The 23,398-nt window shown below is 36.1% G+C and carries 20 protein-coding genes; 13 read left to right on the forward strand and 7 right to left on the reverse strand.

Features of this window, described 5'->3' with window-relative positions; translation table 11 throughout:
• The first annotated feature begins 13 nt into the window (after positions 1–13).
• From murD to QWY86_RS06295, 9 genes are all read left to right on the forward strand, one after another.
• The gene (gene murD / locus QWY86_RS06255; protein WP_290239875.1) at positions 14–1,402 is read left to right on the forward strand and encodes a UDP-N-acetylmuramoyl-L-alanine--D-glutamate ligase; all 1,389 of its coding nucleotides are present in this window, start codon (positions 14–16) and stop codon (positions 1,400–1,402) included.
• A 15-nt stretch (positions 1,403–1,417) separates the two neighbouring features.
• Complete coding sequence (locus QWY86_RS06260; protein WP_290239878.1) at positions 1,418–2,611, forward strand: FtsW/RodA/SpoVE family cell cycle protein; 1,194 nt, start codon at positions 1,418–1,420, stop codon at positions 2,609–2,611.
• A 102-nt stretch (positions 2,612–2,713) separates the two neighbouring features.
• Positions 2,714–3,817 carry an undecaprenyldiphospho-muramoylpentapeptide beta-N-acetylglucosaminyltransferase gene (murG, locus tag QWY86_RS06265; protein WP_290239880.1) on the forward strand — a complete coding sequence of 368 codons (1,104 nt, stop codon included), beginning with the start codon at positions 2,714–2,716 and terminating at the stop codon, positions 3,815–3,817.
• A gap of 97 nt (positions 3,818–3,914) precedes the next feature.
• Entirely contained in the window at positions 3,915–5,270 is a 1,356-nt protein-coding gene (murC, locus tag QWY86_RS06270; RefSeq protein WP_290239882.1) for a UDP-N-acetylmuramate--L-alanine ligase, read from the forward strand.
• Complete coding sequence (locus tag QWY86_RS06275; protein WP_290239884.1) at positions 5,263–6,390, forward strand: cell division protein FtsQ/DivIB; 1,128 nt, start codon at positions 5,263–5,265, stop codon at positions 6,388–6,390. The genes murC and QWY86_RS06275 overlap by 8 nt, the downstream gene beginning before the upstream one ends.
• A 45-nt stretch (positions 6,391–6,435) precedes the next feature.
• Positions 6,436–7,794: a cell division protein FtsA gene (gene ftsA / locus QWY86_RS06280; protein ID WP_290239886.1), complete on the forward strand. Its 1,359-nt coding sequence runs from the start codon at positions 6,436–6,438 to the stop codon at positions 7,792–7,794.
• A 128-nt stretch (positions 7,795–7,922) separates the two neighbouring features.
• Entirely contained in the window at positions 7,923–9,548 is a 1,626-nt protein-coding gene (gene ftsZ, locus QWY86_RS06285) for a cell division protein FtsZ (protein WP_290239888.1), read from the forward strand.
• Positions 9,549–9,711: 163 nt separating this feature from the next.
• Positions 9,712–10,953, forward strand: coding sequence for an aminotransferase class I/II-fold pyridoxal phosphate-dependent enzyme (locus QWY86_RS06290; protein ID WP_290239891.1), 1,242 nt, complete (start codon positions 9,712–9,714; stop codon positions 10,951–10,953).
• A 261-nt stretch (positions 10,954–11,214) separates the two neighbouring features.
• A complete protein-coding gene (locus QWY86_RS06295) occupies positions 11,215–11,391 on the forward strand; it encodes a BF3379 family histone-like protein (RefSeq protein ID WP_010602932.1) in 177 nt (58 codons plus the stop codon).
• A gap of 55 nt (positions 11,392–11,446) precedes the next feature.
• Here QWY86_RS06295 and QWY86_RS06300 read toward each other — a convergent pair whose 3' ends face one another.
• Entirely contained in the window at positions 11,447–11,737 is a 291-nt protein-coding gene (locus QWY86_RS06300; protein WP_290239904.1) for a hypothetical protein, read from the reverse strand.
• A gap of 273 nt (positions 11,738–12,010) precedes the next feature.
• Between QWY86_RS06300 and QWY86_RS06305 the strand changes: the two genes are divergently transcribed.
• Positions 12,011–13,180, forward strand: coding sequence for an alpha/beta hydrolase (locus QWY86_RS06305; protein ID WP_290239906.1), 1,170 nt, complete (start codon positions 12,011–12,013; stop codon positions 13,178–13,180).
• A gap of 74 nt (positions 13,181–13,254) precedes the next feature.
• Here the strand turns inward: QWY86_RS06305 and dapA are convergent, their stop codons facing one another.
• The 3 genes from dapA to QWY86_RS06320 all read right to left on the reverse strand — a co-directional run bounded on the left by dapA (position 13,255) and on the right by QWY86_RS06320 (position 16,992).
• Positions 13,255–14,142 carry a 4-hydroxy-tetrahydrodipicolinate synthase gene (gene dapA, locus QWY86_RS06310; protein WP_290239908.1) on the reverse strand — a complete coding sequence of 296 codons (888 nt, stop codon included), beginning with the start codon at positions 14,140–14,142 and terminating at the stop codon, positions 13,255–13,257.
• A gap of 111 nt (positions 14,143–14,253) precedes the next feature.
• Positions 14,254–16,269, reverse strand: a complete 2,016-nt coding sequence (gene ligA, locus QWY86_RS06315; RefSeq protein WP_290239910.1) for an NAD-dependent DNA ligase LigA — start codon at positions 16,267–16,269, stop codon at positions 14,254–14,256.
• A gap of 48 nt (positions 16,270–16,317) precedes the next feature.
• Positions 16,318–16,992 carry an ACP phosphodiesterase gene (locus QWY86_RS06320; protein WP_290239912.1) on the reverse strand — a complete coding sequence of 225 codons (675 nt, stop codon included), beginning with the start codon at positions 16,990–16,992 and terminating at the stop codon, positions 16,318–16,320.
• Between the two features lie 149 nt (positions 16,993–17,141).
• Between QWY86_RS06320 and tyrS the strand changes: the two genes are divergently transcribed.
• From tyrS to QWY86_RS06335, 3 genes are all read left to right on the forward strand, one after another.
• Entirely contained in the window at positions 17,142–18,428 is a 1,287-nt protein-coding gene (gene tyrS / locus QWY86_RS06325) for a tyrosine--tRNA ligase (protein ID WP_290239913.1), read from the forward strand.
• 108 nt (positions 18,429–18,536) lie between these two features.
• A complete protein-coding gene (locus QWY86_RS06330) occupies positions 18,537–19,016 on the forward strand; it encodes an Xre family toxin-antitoxin system antitoxin (RefSeq protein WP_290239915.1) in 480 nt (159 codons plus the stop codon).
• Positions 19,016–19,468 (forward strand): RES family NAD+ phosphorylase, encoded by a 453-nt coding sequence (locus QWY86_RS06335; protein ID WP_290239917.1) that lies wholly within the window; start codon positions 19,016–19,018, stop codon positions 19,466–19,468. Before QWY86_RS06330 ends, QWY86_RS06335 begins: the two co-directional genes overlap by 1 nt.
• A gap of 1 nt (position 19,469) precedes the next feature.
• Here QWY86_RS06335 and QWY86_RS06340 read toward each other — a convergent pair whose 3' ends face one another.
• The 3 genes from QWY86_RS06340 to QWY86_RS06350 are packed head-to-tail and all read right to left on the reverse strand — an operon-like array spanning position 19,470 to position 23,269.
• On the reverse strand, positions 19,470–20,453 hold the full coding sequence (locus QWY86_RS06340) for a LuxE/PaaK family acyltransferase (RefSeq protein ID WP_290239919.1): 984 nt from the start codon (positions 20,451–20,453) through the stop codon (positions 19,470–19,472).
• Between the two features lie 20 nt (positions 20,454–20,473).
• Positions 20,474–20,833, reverse strand: coding sequence for a hypothetical protein (locus tag QWY86_RS06345; protein ID WP_290239921.1), 360 nt, complete (start codon positions 20,831–20,833; stop codon positions 20,474–20,476).
• A gap of 6 nt (positions 20,834–20,839) precedes the next feature.
• Positions 20,840–23,269 (reverse strand): penicillin acylase family protein, encoded by a 2,430-nt coding sequence (locus QWY86_RS06350; RefSeq protein ID WP_290239923.1) that lies wholly within the window; start codon positions 23,267–23,269, stop codon positions 20,840–20,842.
• Positions 23,270–23,398 lie beyond the last annotated feature (129 nt).

Consider the following 23,398-nt stretch of genomic DNA (forward strand, 5'->3'; position numbering starts at 1 on the left):
ATAAAGAAACAAAATGAATACAAATCAAAATACAACTTCCAATAGTCAGTCAGAAATGGCAGGGCAGGGCCGTGTTGTAATTTTGGGTGCAGGCGAGAGTGGTGTTGGCGCAGCAAAATTGGCGCAGCAAAAAGGTTTTGATGTTTTTGTTTCCGATTTCGGTGTGATTGCTGATAAATATAAATTGGCGCTGGAAAAGCTGTCTGTAGCGTTTGAATCTGAAAAACACACAGAAGAACTTATCTTAAATGCAACTGAAGTAATTAAAAGCCCAGGTATTCCATCAACAGCGCCTATTATTAAAAAATTGGTTGAATTGGGTATTCCTGTAATTTCTGAAATTGAATTTGCTAAACGCTATACAAGTGCTAAAACGGTTTGTATTACTGGTTCGAATGGGAAATCAACAACCAGTTTACTCACCTTTCATATTTTAAAAAAGGCCGGATTAAACGTTGGTCTTGCAGGTAACATCGGTCAGAGTTTTGCTGCGCAAGTGGCTGATGAAAACTTCGATTGGTTCGTTCTGGAGATATCAAGCTTTATGCTTGATGATATGTTTGCTTTCAAAGCAGATGTGGCAGTTCTACTAAACATCACACCAGACCATTTAGATAGATACGATTATAAGCTTGAAAACTATGCTGCATCAAAAATGCGCATCATTCAGAATCAAACCGTTAACGATACATTTATCTATTGTGCGGATGATGAAGAAAGCTTGAAAGCATTGCAAAATATAAAGCCACAGGCAAAAACATATCCCTTCTCAATAGTTAGAAAAGTAGAAGAGGGAGCAGATTTAGAGAACGATACAATACACATACACATTGAACCAAATAACGAACTTATCATGTCTATTACAGAATTAGCCTTACAAGGCAAGCACAACATTTACAACTCTATGGCTTCGGGCATTGTTGCTAAAGTTTTAGAGTTAAGAAATGATTCTATTCGTGAGAGTATGGGTAATTTCAAAAATATTGAACATAGGCTCGAGCATGTAGCCAAAATTTCTGGAATTGATTTTATCAACGATAGTAAAGCGACCAATGTGAATTCAACATGGTATGCTTTAGAAAGCATGACTACTGATGTGGTTTTAATAATGGGTGGTGTTGATAAAGGCAATGATTATGGCATGCTTAAGGATTTGGTTAAAAGCAAGGTTAAAGCAATTGTGTGTTTAGGGAAAGATAACAAACGTATTCATGATGCTTTTGAAGATGATGTAGAAGTAATTGTAAATACTTTTTCTGCTGAAGAAGCAACACAAATTGCTTTTCATTTAGCAAAACGTGGCGATGCAGTTTTGCTATCGCCTGCTTGTGCAAGTTTCGATTTGTTTAAAAATTATGAAGACCGCGGAAATCAGTTTAAAGCGGCAGTAAAAGAATTATAGAAGGAGGTTAACAAAATGTTGCAAACTCTACTTAATAAAACAAAAGGAGATAGATGGATTTGGTTAATCATCATCTTGCTATCGCTTATATCGGTAATGGCTGTTTACAGCGCTACCGGAACTTTGGCCTATAAAAGAGGTGAGGCAGTGGAAAAACTGTTCCTATTTAAGCACTTTATTTTTGTAATGATGGGTATCGGGATGATTTACATTTCCCACTTGCTTGATTACAGGTATTATGCAGGAATATCTAAAATTTTAATGATTGTTACCATACCATTATTGCTTTATACTCTAATATTTGGAACAAACTTAAATGATGCATCCCGCTGGGTTAAAATCCCGGTAATTGGTTTAACCTTTCAAACATCCGATTTGGCTAAACTGGCGTTGATAACTTTTTTGGCGAGGATGTTAACCAAGAAGCAGGAAAATATTAAAGATTTGAGAGAATCCTTTATCCCGATTATGGCTTCTGTTTGTTCGGTGTTTGTATTAATTGCATTGGCAAATATGTCTACGGCTTTGATGCTGTTTGGCGTAAGTATTTTGCTGTTGATTATTGGAAGAATTAGCATTAAACAAATTTCAATTGTTTGTGCAGGCGGTTTAGTATTGCTGCTATTGGTAGGGTTTTTAGGCCCGAGAAGTGAAACCTATAAATCACGTATCAGAACCTTTTTGCACCCTGAACTTGTACATTCTGATAAAAGTTTTCAAGCCGACCAGGCAAAGATTGCCTTGGCAACCGGCGGCGTTTTTGGTAAAGGACCAGGTAATAGCACACAGCGTAATTTCCTTCCACACCCTTATTCCGATTTTATTTTTGCCATTATTATTGAAGAATGGGGAACGTTAGGGGGAATTGTGATTATGATGCTTTACCTGGTGCTTTTGTACCGGTGTATAAAAATTGTAACCCGGGCGCCCAAGGCATTTGGTGCATTGCTGGCCGCAGGGCTGAGTTTTAGTTTAACCATTCAGGCTTTTGCAAATATGGCGGTTGCAGTTGGCTTAGGTCCGGTGACCGGAGTTCCGCTTCCATTGGTTAGCATGGGTGGTACATCGATGATATTTACCAGTGTGGCTTTTGGAATTATTTTAAGTGTGAGTCGTGATGTTGAGGAAAATGTAGCCGGCAAAACTACCGGCGAAAAAGCAAAAGTGAGTAATAAGGTTATTGTTGGAGAGATACCTGCGATGGCTTAAAGGAATTAGCTGATGTGAGGATGAGCTAATTAGATAATGAATCAGAATATAACAACATGCATTAGCCAATTAGCTAATGAATAAATTATCAAATTAATTAAGATGAATAATTCCCCAAAAATTATCATATCAGGAGGTGGCACAGGCGGGCATATTTTTCCCGCCGTCGCCATTGCCAATGCACTAAAACGCATTATGCCTGCTTGTGAAATTTTATTTGTGGGTGCAATCGGTCGGATGGAAATGGAAAAAGTTCCTGCTGCCGGATATAAAATTATTGGCTTAAACATCAGTGGTATTCAACGCGGTTCAATTGTAAAAAACCTTGCATTACCATTTAAAGTGATGGGAAGTGTTCGCAAAGCGATGCAATTGATTAACGATTTTAAGCCAGATGCGGTAGTAGGTGTTGGAGGTTACGCATCCGGACCTTTATTATATGCCGCATCATTAAAGGGCATTCCTTATTTGATACAAGAGCAAAACTCGTACGCAGGCATAACAAACAAATGGCTGGGAAAAAAAGCTTCAAAGATTTGTGTGGCTTTTGATGATATGGACGCTTTCTTCCCGGCTAACAGAATTTTGAAAACCGGTAATCCGGTAAGGGGAGAAGTTGTTGATATTAAAGGGAAACATTTCTCAGGTGCAGAGCTTTTAAAGCTTGATCCTCAGAAAAAAACAATACTAGTAACCGGCGGAAGTTTGGGTGCCGGAACATTAAATAAGGCAATAGAAAAACATCTGCCAGAAATCTTAAAGCAGGATGTTCAAATTATCTGGCAAACAGGTAAATTTTATTATAAAGGCATTATCGAACGTTTAGGGATAGATTACCATCCGAACGTGAGAATATTAGAATTTTTAAATAAAATGGATTTGGCTTACGCTGCCGCTGATGTAATTATTAGCAGGGCAGGTGCAGGCACAATTGCAGAGCTTTGTATGATAAGAAAACCAGTTATTCTGGTGCCTTCTCCTAATGTGGCAGAAGATCATCAAACTAAAAATGCTTTAGCGCTAGTTAAAAATAATGCAGCAATGCTCATTAACGATCGCGCTGCTGAAGACATTTTAGTAACAGAAGCGTTAAAGTTGCTTGATGATAAATCGCACAGCGAAACGCTTGCAGAAAATATAGGTAAAATGGCGCTTCCAATGGCAGATGAAATTATTGCTAATGAGGTGTTGAAATTGATTAGATAAGAATAAGCATAAAGGAGCAAAGAACAAGGATTAAGGAGTAAAAATTTAAAGGGAATAGCAGATCGTAAATCGTAATTCTAAAATCGTAAATCAAAATATGGAACTAAGTAAAATAACTAGGGTTTATTTCGTGGGTATCGGTGGTATCGGTATGAGTGCGCTTGCCCGCTATTTTGCTAAACGTGGCTTGGTGGTTTGCGGTTACGATAAAACCAGAACCAAGCTTACCGAAACACTAGAGCGAGAAGGTATTCTGATTTCTTATTTGGATGAGGCATCGGCTTTGCCTTGTGTATTTCTGGATAAGCACGATGATAGCTTAGTGGTTTACACACCAGCAATTCCTAAAAGCTCCAAAATTTTAAACCATTTTATTGATAAGGGTTTTAGTCTGAAAAAACGTTCAGAAGTATTAGGCATTATCAGCAAAGGCATGTTTTGTATTGCCGTTGCGGGCACGCATGGCAAAACCACTACCTCATCAATAGTTGCACATATTTTAAAAGATACTGGTTACGATTGTACAGCCTTCTTAGGCGGCATCACTAGTAATTACAATAGTAATGTATTGTTCGGCGAAAACAATGTGGTTGTTGTGGAGGCTGATGAATACGATAGATCTTTTCTTACGTTGCATCCTGATGTTGCGGTTATTACTTCCATGGATGCCGACCACTTAGATATTTATGGCGATAAAAGTCATTTAGAAGAGTCCTTCCATTTATTTGCAGGGCAGCTTAAAGAAAACGGCGTTTTATTTGCCCATGAGGGTCTGCCTTTAGAAAAAAGCATCAGCTATGCGGTAAGTAATACAGCTTCAGCGAAAGCTGAAAATTTAAGGGTGGAAGGTTCAAAATTTGTTTTTAATTATTCGGACGATTCTTGCAGCATTAAAGATTTGAGCTTAATGCTTCCTGGAAAGCACAATGTTGCCAACACAACTGTTGCCATTGCTATTGCGTTAAAGCTTGGTATAGATGCTGAAAAGATTAAAGCAGCTGTTGCAAACTTTAAGGGCGTGAAACGTCGTTTTGAATATATCGTAAATGATGGTAATCAGATTTATATTGATGATTACGCACACCATCCGGAAGAATTAAAAGCTTGTTTTGATGCGGTTAGACAATTATATCCTGAGAAAAAACTTACCGTTATTTTTCAGCCACACTTATTTACAAGAACAAGAGATTTTGCTAATGAATTTGCAGAAGTTTTGGGCACAGCCGATGAACTTTTATTGCTGGATATTTATCCGGCAAGAGAATTACCGATCGAAGGCATTAATTCAAACTTTTTGTTGGATAAAATAAACCTAGGCAACAAAAAGATAATTAACAAGGAATTAGTTGTTGAATATATTAAAAAATCAAAGCCAGAGATGATTTTAACTGTTGGCGCAGGAGATATTGATACCCTAATTGAACCATTAAGAAATACTTTAACCAATGTTTAAAAGAATAAACTGGAGCGCAATTTTTACTGGGTTTGCCTGGCTTGTTAGTCTGGCAGGTGTGGTTGTGCTTTTAAGTTTTATCAACGTTAAAAAGCAATCGGTTAAGTGTACAAATGTTAAAATTTTAATTCCCGGTGCAGATAATTTTATAGAAAGGGAAGAAGTTGACCAAATTTTGAGAGAAGACCAAGGCGTGTTGGTTGGCCGGAATTTGGAACAGATAAATATCCATCAAATAGAAAAGAAACTTCAGGCTAATCCTTATATCGGCTTTGCCAAGGTTTTTGTAGATATGGATGGTGTACTGAATATAGAGATAAAACAGCGTCAGCCAATCTTGAGGATTTTAAATTCTAGCGGGCAAGATTTTTATATTGATAATGATGGGTTAAAAATGCCAATTTCTCCAAACTTTACAGCCAATGTGCTTGTTGCTACAGGCAATATCCAGGAAGTATTTGGAACAAGAGTTGATACTTTGAGAACCCAAATGGCGAGAGATTTGTACAAAACTGCTCAATATTTTAAAAGAGATACACTTTGGGATAATCAAATTGAACAAATTACGGTTGATTCTAAAAATGATATTGAGTTAATTCCAAGAGTTGGTAACCAACGAATAATACTTGGAAATGCAGATTCGCTTGATAAAAAAATGAAGAACCTATTGGTTTTTTACAAAAAGGCAATGCCACAGGTGGGTTGGGAAACTTACCGCACCATTAATATAAAATATACGAATCAAATTGTATGCGAGAAGCGAGATTCGTCATTAATTGCAAAACAACCTAAAAAGCTAACAGCTGTAGATAGTTTAAGCTTAAGTAGAAAGGTAACGGATTCTTTAGTGAGAGTGGCAATTGGTAAATCACTGGCAGGTGAAGCTGACGAACGGACCGATGATCAGAAACAAACTGTGAACGCCTCGAAGCCGAAAGTTGCAAAACCTGAGCCGGCAAAAACGGTAGCCAAAAAAGAGCCTGAAAAAGAGAAGCCAAAAGCTGTTACTAAGCCCGAGGTGAAAAAAGCAGAACCTAAAAAGCCTGCAGATGCAAAAGCAATTACGAGCACAAAACCAAAAACTGATGCAAATCAGAAAAAAGATAAAAAGAACAAATAGATCCCTAAGAAGAACATTATATATAACTCAACAAAATTAACGAATATGGACAAGGCAAAACTTACTAGTCAGTCTCCAATTGTAGTTGGCCTGGATATCGGTACTACAAAAATTTGTGTTATTGTAGGCCGCAGAACACAGCATGGTAAAATTGAAGTATTAGGAATCGGCAAGGCCGAATCAGCAGGTGTAACAAGGGGTGTGGTTTCTAATATTCAGAAAACCGTGCAGGGTATTATGCAGGCAGTTGAAATCGCCAGCGGGCAATCGAATGTAGAAATTCAGGTTGTAAACGTTGGTATTGCAGGGCAGCACATTAAAAGTTTGCAGCACCGTGGTATCTTAACCAGAAGGGAATTAAATAACGAAATCGGTAAAAAAGATATCGACAAGTTAATTGATGACATGTTTAAGCTGGTTATGCCTCCGGGCGAAGAAATTATTCATGTTTTACCACAAGAATTTACAATTGATAATGAGCCTGGGATTAAAGACCCGATCGGGATGGCCGGAGTACGCCTCGAGGCTAACTTCCACATTATTTCGGGTCAGGTAACGGCGGTTAAAAACATTATAAAATGTGTAAATAATGCAGCCTTGCAAACTCAGGATTTAATTCTTGAGCCATTGGCTTCTTCAGAATCGGTGTTGAGCGATGAAGAAAAGGAAGCTGGAATTGCACTTGTAGATATTGGTGGTGGTACAACAGATATTGCGATTTTTCACGAGGGGATTATTCGTCATACTGCTGTTATACCTTTCGGAGGTAATAGCGTTACAGAAGATATTAGAGAAGGATGTTCAGTAATGCGTAACCAGGCTGAGCTTTTAAAAACTCGCTTTGGATCTGCATTGGCAGAAGAAAACAAGGAAAACGAAATTATTTGCGTTCCGGGTTTAAGAGGTAGAGAGCCAAAAGAAATTTCTGTTAAAAACCTTGCTTATGTAATTCAGGCTAGGATGGAAGAAATCATCGAGCACGTTTATTACGAAATCAAATCATCAGGCTATGAGAAAAAATTAATTGGTGGTATTGTAATTACTGGTGGTGGGGCTTTGCTTAAGCATTTATCTCAGGCTGTAGAATATGTTACCGGTTTAGATTGCCGCATTGGTTATCCTAACGAGCATTTATCTAAATACGAAGATATGCCGAAAACCATTTATGATGATTTAAAAAGCCCGATGTATGCAACCAGTGTTGGTTTATTGATAAAAGGTATTCAAAGAGCGGAAGAGCAAGAGATAGAAATCAGAAAAGGTACTGTTATCGTAGATAAATCAAAACCTGTTAAAGAAAAAGAAAAGCGTGGACCAGGTTTATTTGATAAGTTACTTGCAAAAACTAAAATTTTCATCCAGGATGATATGGATGTTAGCGATGAAGATTACTTGAAAGGTTAATCTTTTCAACAAATAAAGAGTTTTCCACATTATGAACAGTTGTGGAAAACGTCTGTTGAAAAAGTGTTAATATTACATGGAGTAATGAACAGAATTTAAAAAATTTTAAACAACTGATTCATAATATTATGCAGTTCGAAATGTTAAAAGATAAGTCGTCAATCATCAAAGTAATTGGTGTTGGTGGCGGTGGCGGCAACGCAGTAAACCATATGTACCTGTCGGGAATAACAGGTGTAGACTTTATTATTTGTAATACGGATGCCCAGGCTTTGGAGTCTAGCCCTATACCTAACAAGGTACAATTAGGTGCTAGCTTAACCGAAGGGATGGGTGCAGGATCAATTCCTGAAGTTGGTAAAAACTCAGCAATTGAGAATATTGATGATATTAAGGCTATGCTTGGCAGCACAACCAAAATGTTGTTTATAACAGCAGGAATGGGCGGTGGTACAGGTACTGGTGCAAGTCCGATAATTGCGAAAGCAGCAAAAGAACTTGATATTTTAACAGTTGCTATAATTACTACTCCATTTTCTTTCGAAGGCAAACGTAGAAGATTACAGGCTGATGAAGGTTTGGAAGAACTTAAAAAGTACGTTGATTCTTACCTTGTAATTTCGAATGACAGGTTACGTGAAATTTTCGGAAACCTTACCTTAGGTTCAGCCTTTGGTCAGGCAGATGATATCTTAACAACTGCCGCTAAAGGTATTGCTGAGATTATTACTGTTCCGGGTTATATAAACGTCGATTTTAAAGATGTGCGTACCGTTATGAAAGAAAGCGGTGTAGCAATCATGGGTAGCCATGCATCAGAAGGGGAAGACAGAGCTTTACAAGCTGTTGAAGGTGCTTTAGCATCACCTCTTTTAAAAGATAATGAAATTGAAGGTGCCCGATATATTTTATTGAATATCAGTTCTGGTGCACGTGAGGTAACAATGGATGAAGTTTCAATAATTACAGATTACATTCAGGAAAAAGCTGGTTTATCAGCAGATTTAATTTGGGGTAATTGTACCGATGAAACTTTAGAAGAAAAGTTATCGGTAACGATTATAGCTACAGGTTTCCAAACATCAGAGGAGCGTGTTTATGAAGAGAAGAACAAAAAGAAAATCTCTTTATTAACACCGGAAGAAGCGCCATTGGTTCGTCCTGTTGAACCGGTTAATTCATTTATTCAGCCTAAAGCTGCCCCGGTAGCTGAGCCTGTAATGAAATTAAAAGAAGAAGCTCCACAAGCTGATTTGTTTGGGGGAATGTTTAATAAAGCTGAGGTACCGAAATATCAGGAGCCTGAAAACGAAATTGTTCGTCATACTTTAATTGAAGAAGAACCACAAGCTGAAGCACCTGCAGAGCAAGGTTTCGAGTTTGAAATAAAATTGGCTGAAACAGAATACGTTTTCGAAACGCCTGTTGCTGAAGTGCCGCAAATGCCCGAACCAGAGCCAGAGTTGCCGGTTGTTGGTTTGGATGATAATCAAAATGATGAATCAGTTGAAGAGCAACTTAAAAAATCGAAAGAGCGCATTATGCGTTTAAAAGATTTAAGCATGAAACTTCGTACCACAAATGGTTTACAGGAATTGGAAAATGAACCTGCTTACAAACGCAAACAAATGCAATTGCAGCAAGTTCAACATTCATCAGAATCTCAGGTTAGTCGCTTTACATTAAGCAACGACCAGGATGGCGGTACAGAAATCAGACCTAACAACTCATTCTTGCACGATAACGTTGATTAATCTAATCAAAATATAATTTAAGGCTCCGATATATCGGGGCCTTTTTGGCGTAAGATAAAAATGTTAAATTGATAATTGACATCCTGCGGATGAAATGAGTTGATTTTAAGCCGAATAAACCGTAAATTCGCAAAATTTTAATACTATAATAATACATAATACATTGGATATATTTGAGAAGATAGCAAAACACATGGGGCCTCTTGGTCAGCACCAAAAATGGTCTCATGGGTATTTCTCTTTCCCAAAATTGGAGGGAGAAATTGCACCACACATGCAATTTAAAGGAAAAGAACATTTGGTTTGGAGCCTAAACAATTATTTAGGTTTAGCCAATCATCCTGAAGTTAGAAAAGCAGATGAAGAAGCTGCGGCACAATTTGGAATGGCTTACCCTATGGGTGCACGTATGATGAGTGGTAACTCAAAATATCATGAACAATTAGAGCAAGAACTTGCTGCATTTGTGGGCAAACCTGATGCCTTTTTATTAAATTATGGCTATCAGGGTATGGTTTCTATTATCGATACTTTGGTAGATAGAAACGATGTTATTGTTTACGATGCAGAATCTCATGCTTGTATTATTGACGGTTTACGTTTGCACATGGGTAAAAGATTTGTGTACAAGCATAATGATATCGAGAGTGCAAGAAAACAATTAGAGCGTGCGACCAAATTAACCAACGAATCGGGTGGCGGTATTCTTTTAATTACCGAAGGTGTTTTTGGAATGAGTGGTGCACAGGGTAAATTAAAGGAGATTGTTGATTTAAAGAAAGATTTCGATTTCAGAATCCTGGTTGATGATGCACATGGTTTTGGTACCATGGGAAAAACCGGAGCAGGTACACACGAAGCGCAAGATTGTATTGAAGGCATTGATGTTTATTTCGGTACTTTTGCGAAATCGATGGCTGGTATTGGTGCTTTCGTTGCATCAACAGAAGAAATTACAAACTTTTTGAGATACAATATGCGTTCTCAAACTTTTGCCAAAGCATTGCCAATGCCGATGGTAATTGGATTATTAAAACGCTTAGAATTACTTAAAAGCAAACCAGAGTTAAAAGATAAACTTTGGGAAATTGCAATGACCTTGCAAAAAGGTTTGCGTGAGCGTGGTTTTGATTTAGGTGTAACAGATTCTGTAGTAACACCGGTTTTCTTAAAAGGAGAGTTAAGTGATGCAACTGCAATTACTTTCGATTTACGTCAGAATTATAGTATCTTCTGCTCTATTGTGGTTTATCCGGTTATTCCTAAAGGTATGATAGAACTGCGCTTAATTCCAACGGCAGTACATACACTTGAAGATGTGCAACGTACATTAGATGCTTTTAGCGAAGTTTCTGAGAAATTGGAAAACGGCTATTATAAGGAAAATCAATTCGCTATTGCTTAAACAAATTTAGAATATTTTATGCCCTTTAATTTAGTTTAAAGGGCATTTTTTATTTCAGGTATTTTGTAATATTCTGATATTTAGACGATTATATTAAATATGTTACATGTTTTTGTGTATAAATGCTCAAAATGTGGAAAAAAAGGGCTTCAGAGCACTTTTTTTCTTTAGATAAAAATTTTTTTATTTAATTAAACACGTTAAATTAGACATACAAATTAAATTAAAACTAAAAACCTAAAATTACAGGAGCATTTAAAAATGAAAAAATTTGAAGAAGTAAAGAGTTTAGTTGCAGCTTTAGAAGCTGACGCAGACAAGTTCTATAACAAAGGTAACAGCGCAGCAGGTACACGTGTACGTAAAGGTATGCAGGATTTAAAAAACTTAGCACAAGCTATCCGTTTAGAAGTACAGGATACTAAAAACAAAGCTTAAGCGAACTAATAATATAATAAATAGGCCTCACAATAAAAATTGTGAGGCCTATTTATTATTGCATAAACTTGTAATCGTCGAGCCTATCAGACTTTACAAATTTCGTTAATTTACCGTTGTGGAAGTAAAAGAAAGAGTAAGGCTCAGGAACTGGTCTCCAGCCATTATAAGTTGTTCTGTAAATTTTGGTATTATCATCAGCAGATGATACTAACAATGATTTTGGATTTTCTTGTTTGAAATCGGTTTCAGACATCCCGATTGTAAACCTGGGCTCATAATACGAAACTGATTTGCAGCCCCAAGCCACAACTGCCATTAGGCAGATAAATAGTAGTTTTTTCATGTGTGTTTAATTTGTGTGTATCAAGCGCAAATCAATAATAATGCCTAATTTATGCTTTAATACTTTGATAATGCATTGGGGACAATTACAGGCTAAACTTTAAATTAAGTATCTGATTATCAGTTTTAAATACTTGGTGATTTTTATTTACACGTCAATGAGTTTAGTTATTTCTCTATTTTAATGCTTTAATTGATGAGTATTGTCCTTTTAATATGTACGGTTTTTTAAGTTTATAAATTCATAACTTTAAGCAAAGTCAATATTCCAATTATGAAAAAAATAGCTTTACTTATAATGCTGTTTAGCACCCGAGTAATTTACGCTCAGGAGAATCTAAATTTTGGCCGTCAGAAGGAAATTATATCGCCACAAACCAATAATGATGGTTCATTTACTTTCAGGCTTAAGGCTCCAAATGCTAAAAAAGTTGAGATACAAGGTGATTTTCTGGTCGCTAAGGGAAATGCGCCAGCTGTAGAAGCTATGAAACTTGGAGCAAATAGCATCTGGTCTTTCACTTCTTCCATTTTACCTTCAGAGCTTTACAGCTATAGTTTTATTGTTGATGGATTGAAAATACGAGATCCGAATAATGTTTACCTTATCCGAGATGTATCTTCTGTTGTAAATGTATTTTTAGTTGGTGGCGGCAAGGCAGATTTATATATGGTTAAAGATGTACCTCATGGAACGGTTGCTAAACGTTGGTATGAATCAGCTGGATTAAAAACGAACAGAAGACTTACAGTTTATACGCCACCAGGTTATGAATCTTCGAAAGGAAATTACCCTGTTTTATATTTATTGCATGGTGTTGGGGGCGACGAAGAAGCTTGGATGCAACTTGGCAGGGCATCACAGATTTTGGATAACCTTATTGCCGCTGGAAAGGCAAAGCCGATGATTGTTGTTATGACTAATGGCCATACCAGTAATACAGCTGCTCCAGGCGAATCATCAAAAGGACTTTATAAACCAATAATGATGACTCCGGATGTATTTAACGGCGATATGGAATCTTATTTTAAAGAAATAATTGATTTTACAGAGAAAAATTACCGTACAGGAAAAACTCAGAATGATAGAGCGATAGCAGGTTTATCGATGGGCGGCTTCCATTCGCTTTGGATTTCGGCAAATTACGCTAAAACGTTTGGTTATGTAGGATTATTTTCTCCAGCAATATTGCCTCCAGCAAGTGCAAATAGTTCAATCTATAAAGATTTAGATTCAAAACTTCAGGCTCAGAAGAAAAATGGCTTTAAGCTTTATTGGGTTGCAATTGGTAAAACCGATTTTTTATATAAAAATGTAACCGATTATCGTAATAAGCTCGATGTAATGGGATTTCAATATCAATACAAAGAAAGTGAGGGTGGCCATACTTGGGCAAATTGGCGTGACTATTTATCTGAATTTACGCCAATGTTATTTAAGTAGGTCTTTTAAGAAAAGCTGTTAGCCAAAATTACAAAGGCTTCCATTGTATTATGGAAGCCTTTGATATATTAAACTTAAGCCACTTGATTTATTTTTTCAAGCTCGGCAATAATTAGTTTTTCTAACCCAGCAGATGCGTTTACTAAAGGCAATCTCACAGCATCGCCGCAAATATTCAAATGTTTTAATGCAGCTTTAATACCTGCCGGATTTCCTTCTGCAAAAGCAAGTCGGGTAAATTCTACAAGGTTTAGATGCGCTGGTCTAGCGGCCTTAAAATCAGCATTCAGACATAAATTAACCATATCAGTGAATGGTTTAGGTACAGCGTTTGCAATAACAGAAATAATTCCACTGGCACCTAAAGCTATCATTGGTAAGGTAATGGGATCATCGCCAGAAATCAATAAAAAATCTTCGGGTTTATCTCTCATTATCTGGTTAAACTGGTCAAAACTTCCCGATGCTTCTTTAGTTGCGATAATATTTTTAAAATCATGTGCTAATCTGCAAGTGGTTTCCGGGCTCATATTGCTCATGGTACGGCCAGGAACATTGTATAAAATTAGATCCAATGGAGAAATTTCAGCTAAATGTTTATAATGCTGATAAATACCTTCCTGAGTGGGTTTATTATAATAAGGACTAACAGATAAAATTGCCGAATATCCGGTTGTATCGAAAGATTTTATATCATCAGCAACCTCAAGTGTGTTGTTGCCGCCAATACCGGCAACTAATGGTAATCTGTTATTGTTAATTTCAGCGGTAAAAGACCACACCTTCTTCTTTTCATCCTTAGTCATTGTGGCAGTTTCGCCGGTTGTGCCTAAAGAAACGAGGTAATCAACCCCTCCATCTACCAAATGATTAATCAGGTTTTTTAAACCATTGTAATCAACTTGTCCATCTGTGTTAAAAGGTGTAACTAAAGCCACACCAGTACCCTGAAATTTGTTCATTATGTAAATAATTGTTTTTTAATATCACAGGCGTTTTTTGCCTATGTGTTTTTTTCTATAAATCCCCGTTTAGGATATGTCTCATAATAATTAATATTTTAACGTTACCGTCTATTTTGCTAGCATTTCAATCAATTCTTTATCACTGATGATTGGAACTTTTAATTTAGTTGCTTTTTCAAGCTTTGATGGTCCCATGTTATCGCCGGCAACTAAATAATCAAGTTTGCCTGAAATACCACTTAAAATCTTTCCGCCGTTGGCTTCAATTAAGTCTTTAAGCTCATCGCGACTGAAATTTTCGAAAACGCCCGAAATTACGAATGTTTTTCCAATAAGTGTATCGCTATCAAGCGTTATTACTTTTTCCTCAATTTCGAAGGCTAATCCGGCAATTTTTAATAATTCTATTTGCTTCAAATGCGCTTGATTTGCAAAATATTCAACAATACTTTCTGCAATACGTTGTCCTATTTCATCTATCGCAATTAATTCTTCTAATGTTGCACTCGCTAACTTGTCGATGTTTTTAACACCTGCAACAATTTTTTTAGCAACTGTTTCGCCAACATAACGGATTCCCAAACCAAATAATACTTTCTCGAAAGGCATCTGTTTAGACTTTTCGATTCCATTTAGCATGTTTTCAATGGAACGTTCTCCAAATCTATCAAGTGATTTTAATTGCGCTGCTTTTTCGTTTAAGGTGTACAAATCACTGATGTGGCTAACCAGTCCATTTTTGTAAAATGTTTCTATGGTTTCATCACCCAATCCATCAATATTCATCGCTTTGCGAGAAATAAAATGCTGAATTTTCCCGACAATTTGCGGTGGACAACCTTCATCATTAGGACAGTAATGCACAGCTTCTCCTTCTTTTCTGATAAGTTCCGTTCCGCACTCCGGGCAGCTATGCAGGTAATTAACTTTGACCGAATTTGGTTTGCGCTTTTCTAAATTAACTTTAATTATTTTAGGAATAATTTCGCCGCCTTTTTCTACAAAAACGGTATCTCCTTCGTGCAAATTTAATCTCTCAATTTCATTAGCATTATGTAATGTCGCTCTTTTTACAGTTGTTCCGGCGAGTAAAACAGGTTTTAAATTTGCGACAGGTGTTACGGCGCCTGTTCTGCCAACCTGATAGGTAACCTTTTCTAGAATGGTTTCAACTTCTGCGGCCTTATATTTATATGATATTGCCCAACGTGGTGATTTGGCAGTGAAGCCAAGTTCCTGCTGTTGCGCATAACTATTTACTTTAATTACAATTCCATCAATATCGTAACTCAGTTTAAAGCGTTCGTTTTCCCAGTGGTGAATAAAATCCAAAACATCATCGATGTTTTTTACCAGTTTATTATGCTCGCAAACATGGAACCCCCAATTTTTTACAGCGTTTAAGCTGTCCCAATGATTTTTGAATTCATTTTTATCAGTATATAAGAAGTAGATAAACCCATCTAAAGGGCGTTTAGCAACTTCTTTACTATCTTGCATTTTTATAGTTCCCGATGCAAAATTACGCGGATTAGCGTACGCAATCTCCCCCAATTCTTCACGAGCCGCATTTAGCCTTAAGAAAGCAGCTTTATGCATAAATATTTCTCCTCTAATTTCGAAATGCGCTGGAGCATTATTTGTTTTGATTTGGTGAGGAATGGTGTGAATGGTTTTTACATTACTGGTTACATCATCGCCTTTTGTTCCATCGCCGCGGGTTACGGCGCTTAAAAGTTTACCGTTTTCATATGTAAGGCTGATGGATAAGCCATCAAATTTTAATTCGCAAACGTATTCGAAATTATCACCAATTGCTTTCTTAATACGCTCGTCAAAATCACGTAAATCCTGTTCGTTATACGTATTACCCAATGATAGCATTGGGTATTTATGTTGTACAGTTGTGAAATTTTTTGTTATATCGCCTCCAACACGTTGCGTAGGAGAATTCGGATCAGCAAAATCAGGATTTGAAAGTTCCAGTTCTGCAAGATGTTTAAGTTTTTTGTCAAATTCAAAATCGCCAATTGTTGGCATCGCCAATACATAATAGTTGTAATTATGCTGGTTTAATTCTGCCACAAGGGCATCCATTTCTTCTTTTATTGTAAATAGCGACATGTAGCAAAGATAAAAAAAGCTAGGATGCTTAAAAGTGTTTAATAATGCTTAAGCCAGTTTTAATTCTATTTCTTCAAAAATATCCATAAAATCTTTTTGCAGAACATCTTTAAAGATACCCAATTGAAAAGTTAATTGGTTAAGTTGATAATCTTTTAATGTTTCTGGCCACAAACGCATACAAATTCTATTTAAGGCATAGCTGATGTTTTCGAGTTTTTGATAACTCAACAGATATTTGCTGCTGATAAACTGTTCTAAAAATTTGAAGAAAACTTCAGGATTCTTCAGCTGGCAATGTTCAAGAAAATCGCTTAGTGAATCTTTTTTGACAGCACTTAAATTATCATAAAAATTATTTACTTGAACTAAATTATGTTCTATAAGCAGATGATCCAACAGAAGTTCTAAACCGATGTGTGCCAAGAATGATGGTCGCACAACGGAGTTTTCTAAAACCGGGATAATCAGGTGTTTTAATTCTGCAGTTTTTTCAAGGAAAAATGTTGAGGAATGGAAATGTAAGTCCACAGCCAGGTGTCGTTTCCATCCTTTTAACAAATTTTCTTCATCAGGGTTTCCGGTAAATAAAAACTCATTTTTTTGAGGATATAAGTTGGCTTCCTTTGATGCGTTTTTTATCAAATCAGGCAATACCGTTCCGATTACAATATTTGCATCAGTAGTGTTTCTGTCAAAATAAAAATGAGAAAGGAAGTTCATTCAGTAAATATAGTTTTTTAAAATACGCGTTCTAATACATCATATTATCTTAACAGCAATATAACAATTCATTTATAAAAGATTTTAGCTTTTCATTTGGTTTCGGCTTTAGCATCAAAAAACTATCTTTGCGCAATTAATTTTATACCATGACAAATTTTGTTGAAGAGTTACGTTGGAGAGGCATGTTGCACGATATTATGCCTAATACTGAAGAAAAGTTAAATGAAGGCATGACTTCTGGCTATATTGGTTTCGACCCAACTGCTGATTCGTTACACGTTGGTCACCTTACGCAGATTATGACGCTTATACACTTTCAAAATGCGGGTCATAAGCCTTTTGCCTTGGTTGGTGGTGCAACAGGAATGGTTGGCGATCCGTCAGGAAAATCTGATGAGCGTAATTTACAGACCCCCGAAATGATTGAGCACAATCTGAAAGGGATGAAAACTCAGTTGGCTAAATTTTTAAAGTTTGAAGATGCTGGAAATGGTGCAGTAATGGTAAATAATGCGGATTGGTTTAAGGATATGAATCTTTTCACTTTTATCCGCGATGTTGGTAAGCACATTACCGTTAACTATATGATGGCCAAAGATAGCGTTAAAAGACGTTTAGAAGGAGATTCTGGCTTATCTTTCACTGAGTTTTGCTACCAGTTAATTCAAGGTTACGATTTCTATTACTTATGGAAGAACAACAACTGTTTAGTACAAATGGGAGGTTCTGACCAATGGGGTAACATCGTTACGGGAACAGAATTAATCAGAAGAAAAGACCAAGGTACAGCTTACGCTATTACCACTCAATTGATAAAAAAGGCAGATGGCACTAAATTCGGTAAAACTGAAAGTGGTGCAGTTTGGTTAGATCCTGAAAAGACTTCTCCATACAAATTTTATCAATTCTGGCTTAATGCTTCGGATGATGATGTGAAAAAATGGATTAGAATTTTTACGTTGAAAACTAAAGATGAAATTCAAGCATTAGAAAAAGAACATGATGCTGCACCTCATTTAAGAATATTGCAAAAAGCATTAGCTGAGGATATTACAGTCAAAACGCACTCTGTAGAGGCGCTAGAAACAGCGATTAAAACCTCTGAGTTTTTGTTTGGAAATGGTTCTTTAGAATTTTTGAAAACTTTATCAGAAAATCAGGTTTTAGAAATGTTTGAAGGCATTCCTCAATTCACAATTTCAAAAGCTGAACTTGCAGCTGGATTTGATGCTGCTACTTTGTTTGCAGAAAAATCTTCAATTTTTCCGTCTAAAGGGGAAACTAAAAAGTTGGTACAAGGCGGTGGAGTTTCTGTAAATAAGGAAAAAGTGGTGGATGCAAATCAGATATTCAACTCGGAAAATTTAATTAATAATAAATTTATTGTTGTCCAAAAGGGAAAGAAAAACTATTTTCTTTTAATTGCGGAATAATATAAAACATTAATAGGTTTTAAATCTCAAACTATGAAGTTTGGGATTTTTTTTGGATGATGCTTTTTTATCAGACAAAATGCATATATTTGGGTATAATTGTCTGATATGAAAAGAAAATCTGAAGATATCTCAAAAGTTGAAGAACCAGTTGCAGCATATGGTATGCAAAACCATACGCCTATGGTTGCAATGATGGGTAATGAGTATACTAATCCTTCTGATTTTGACTTAATACAGTTGGCAAGAAAAGGTATTTCAAAAAAATCGCTATTGGCTTTGGCAAAGCAAATTTCATTAACAATTGAAGAAGTTGCTACAGTATTGCATATTTCTGAACGCACTTTGCAAAGATATACGCCAACCACGCTTGTTAAAACTGAACATGCCGATAGAGCAATCGAACTGGCCTTATTATACGAGCGAGGTATAGAGGTTTTAGGTAGTGAAAAGGCTTTTAGTACTTGGATAAAATCTCCAAATATTGCATTAGGTAATGAAATTCCTTTTAACTTATTAGATACCAGAATTGGATTTATAATGGTGCTAAATATTTTAGGTAGGATAGAGCACGGAGTCTTCAGCTAATGATTCTATATAGAATTTCTAATTGCACTTATGCAAAAGATTATAGTGGAACAGGCGCTAAACTATTTGGCGGTCGATGGAATTCTGTTGGTGTTCCATTACACTATATGGCCTCCAATAGGGCTTTAGCAGCATTAGAAATTTTAGCTAATAAAAATACAATCCTTCATTCTGTAAATTTATGCCTGACTGTGTTTGAAGTTCCAGGCGAACTGGTAAAACAAATTGAATTGAAAGATTTACCTAAAAACTGGAAAGATTATCCCGCTATACCACAATTAGCTAAACTAGGTGATGCTTTTGCAAAGCAAAATGAATTTTTATTACTGAAAGTACCCTCAGTTTTAATTGAAGATGAATTTAATTATTTAATGAATGTAAATCATCCGGAAGTTGATAAAGTTAAAATTATTGAAGTAAAACCGTTTATGTTTGATGAACGATTGACTTAAATCACTGCACCAATAAATTACATCCTCTAATATCAGCATTATCGAATCGCCCTAAAACTTCGAAAGTATCATCTTGGTTTATTCTTCCTAAATCTTGCGTAGCAATAAAAGAACAAGAATTTACATTTGCTAAATCGATAACATTTATTCCACCAGTTTTGCCTTGAGGAATTAGAGAAAGCGGGTCATTAGTATCTCGTATCAGAATTTTCATCCAGCCGGGACAGTTGAAAACACCATCACCTAAAGAGTAAGCTTGAGAAAGCAATTCTGTCATCCCATATTCGCTGTGAATGGATTTTACGCCAAAACCATTGGTAAGTTGCTCATGAAGTTCTTCGCGAACCATTTCTTTACGCTTTCCTTTCATTCCTCCGGTTTCCATGATGATAAGTTCGGGGAAATCTATTTCATATTTCGCTATAAAATCAAGCAGGGCATAAGTTACACCAATTAAAATGGTTTTCTGGCGATTATATTTTAGCGATTTTAACGTTTCAAAAAGTTCATCGTGGTTGTATAAAAAATATCCACTTTGTGTATTGTTGCTTTTTTCAATCAAATCATTTACCATATAGATTAATGATGAACCAGAACGTTGTTGATAGGATGGAAGTAATGCTAAAATGCAGTAATCGTCTATTTTTCCGTAAAACTGATTAAAAGCCTGCAGGTAACTTTGCTCGTATAAACTTACATCAGTTACATGGTGGCTGCTTTGGCTCATTCCGGTTGTACCAGAACTGCTAAATGTAATTTCGACAGGATTTTTGGAGCTTAAAATCGTATGCGTTTTGAAAAAACTAATGGGTAAAAAAGGAATGTCTTCAATGCTTCTAACACCATCTGTTGTAATGCGTAAATTGCGGATATAATTCTGATAAACAGCGCAATTTTTAGATTGATATTTGAAAATATCCAATGCAGTAGCATCAAATTCGTTTTTTTCTTTTAAGGAAAATATTTTACTAGCAGAGAAATTCACAGTTGCAAAAGTACAAAGCCTTATGCTATTTTTTCGTCAGTTTTTTTAACTAGCATCGCTTTGCGAAAATGATAGCCACAAAAGCCACTTATTCCTGCAACTAAACCACTAATCAATCCTGTCAATAATAATAAAATCCACCAGATTTTTATCCCGGTCATAACCGCAACCCGGCCAGCTAACATGTTATCATTTGGCAAGCTTTTAAAAAGCGAATAACCAATCCATAATAAAAATATAGCAAGAAAAGATTGCCAGAAAGCAATTTTTCCGGTTTTGCCAATAATACCACAGGTTGCAAATGCAATTACAATGATTACCCACCAAGGCGCAACCATTTGAAGAAAAAAACAAATTATTAATATAACTAGAAAAACCATTTTGTATTATTTAGATATTTTTAATCGAGAAATTATTTTGCCAGATTTATCCTCAGGACTTTGCATGTAAAATAAATCGTAGAGTTCGCCATTTGCCCATTTATCAACCATGTTATCATAAAACTTACTGCCCGGATTACCTGATTGGCCACCCGGGTAAACGCCGTGACCTTTTGGTGTTTTGCCTAATTCGATAACCATTCTCCATGATGGTCCATTAGCCTCGCTCATTGCATTTATGGTGCTTTTTGCACCACCAATTAATAAAACTTTGGATCCAAATCCCGGAATTTTAGCTAAATGCGGAACATTAGTTTGTTTTACATTTGCCCAATTCCAATCTTTATTAATTGGTCCAAATCTACGCTCTAAACTATCGCAACTGTATTTAAAAGCCTCATTAACCAAATCGGCAAGTGTTTCCTTTTGGGGTGTTTTAATGTTATCAAACCATTTTGACTCAGGTTGCTTCAAAATTAATTCTATTGTTCTATCTCTTGATGGATAACGCATTGGTATGCCGTCAACTTTAAAATCATCATCCCAAATATTAAAAGAAAGGCGTTTAGTCCAGATTTCGAAAACACTTGCAGCAATTTCATTTGCATCATAGCGCTTATTCCATTTATGTACATAACTAAGTGCTTCTTTTTGGGTAGCGTTTAATTGCTCGTTGTTTACTAAAGGCAATAATGCTGGCAAAATATTTTGAGCCATAATGCTGTAATTGTCTGTTTGCATCAATCTTATACTATCGAGATTTGCTTTAGTCATTGCCGTTAACCTATCATTAATTCGCTTTCCTCTTTCGTAAGGAGCAAACTCCCAGTTAATGTAATAAGGATAACTTGGGTTGGTAGAAGATTGATTTGCTGAACTTACAAAACCGCGAGGTGGGTTTTTTACCATTGGATTCTGTTCTGCCGGAATCCATCCTTGCCAGTCATAAGCGGGGTCAGTTCCATCTAAAATAAATTTCCCCTGTTCTTTCCACTTTAATGGGAATTTTCCATTGGGTGTGATTGCAATATCATTATCAATACTTGCGAAAACGAAATTTTGAGCAGGAGCCGTATAAAAAGTTAACGCTTTACGATAATCATTATAGTTATTACCTCTGTTTAAATAATAAAAGGTCATTAACTCATTCGATTCATCATGTGCAATCCATCTTAAAGCATCGCCAACGGGAACATTATTTGCCTTTGAGTATTCTGGTTTCTGGAAATACACAACCGGTCCGTGATGCGTATAATAAACCGTATCAACTTCAGCCTTACTGCCACGAATTTTTATTGTTTCGAGCCTTGTTTTGGTCGCTTTCCATTGATTGTTGTACCAATATTCTTTGTGAGTGTTATCCTTAAATTTAATCTGATAAAAATCCAGTACATCTGCAGCTACATTGGTTACACCCCATGCAATTTTTTGATTAAATCCAATAATTACGCCTGGTGCACCTGGCAAAGAAACGCCATAAGTATTTACGCCCGGAGCATGAAGTTGTATTTGATACCAAATGGATGGCAGGGTTAAATCCAAATGTGGGTCGTTTGCTAAAATAGGAAAGCCTGATACTGTTTTATTGCCAGAAAGTGCCCAATTATTGCTTCCTATGCCTTCTATTTTTTCGGTAGTTTTAATTTCTCCTGTTATTGCTTTTGTAAAAGATTCTGGAGTTTTTGGAATGCTTAATGGTGTAAAATCCCATTTTGTTCCTACTGGGATAATCGGATCTTCACGAAATGGGTAATCCGGAAAAAGGTCTTTGGTTACATCGGTGCCAAACTTCTTTAAAATGTTAGTCATATAAAATTCATCAGAACCCATTGCTAAAACTGCCGACATTTGCTTTAAAAGCAATGCGCATTTTACTGGCGACCAATTCTCTGGTTTAAAATCGAGTATTTTATATTCTATCGGATAATTGGCTTTGGATAATGTTTTGATGTACGCGTTAATTCCATCCGTATAAGCTAAAATCATTTCCTTAGCTTTTGGATCTGCCATCATTCCTTTCAGCGAATTTTCAGCACCATAAACCATACCCATTCTACGCTGGTAACGGTCAACTTCAATGGCTTTTTCTCCAACTACTTCACATAATCTTCCGGCAGCATAACGAGTTTGAAAATCCATTTGCCAAAGGCGATGCATAGCCGTAACGTAACCTTGGGCAAGGTAAAGATCATGATCATTCTTGGCAAAAATGTGTGGGATCATTCTATCGTCAAAAACGATTTGAATTTCATCTATGGCACCTTTTATTTTTGCGTTATGGTTAAACATAAAATGATTATTTTCTGCGTTTTGCCAAAAACCCATAAAAGGATTTAGGAACTTTAAAATAGGAGGTGTGCTACCGATTTTTGTATTGAACAGAAAAGCTAATGCTATGGGTATAACGATACAAAAAAGCGCTTTTAGTTTATTCATAATGGTTAGATGATGTAGGCTTGTAAGTTTTGTTGAGTGATATTATTGCAAAATACAACAATCTCTATGTGAAACAAAATTATAAATTTTATTAAAAAATTATTATGCTAACATAATTTGTTTAATTCA

Origin of the sequence: Pedobacter aquatilis, from assembly GCF_030409415.1 — a bacterium.
Lineage (GTDB): Bacteria > Bacteroidota > Bacteroidia > Sphingobacteriales > Sphingobacteriaceae > Pedobacter > Pedobacter aquatilis.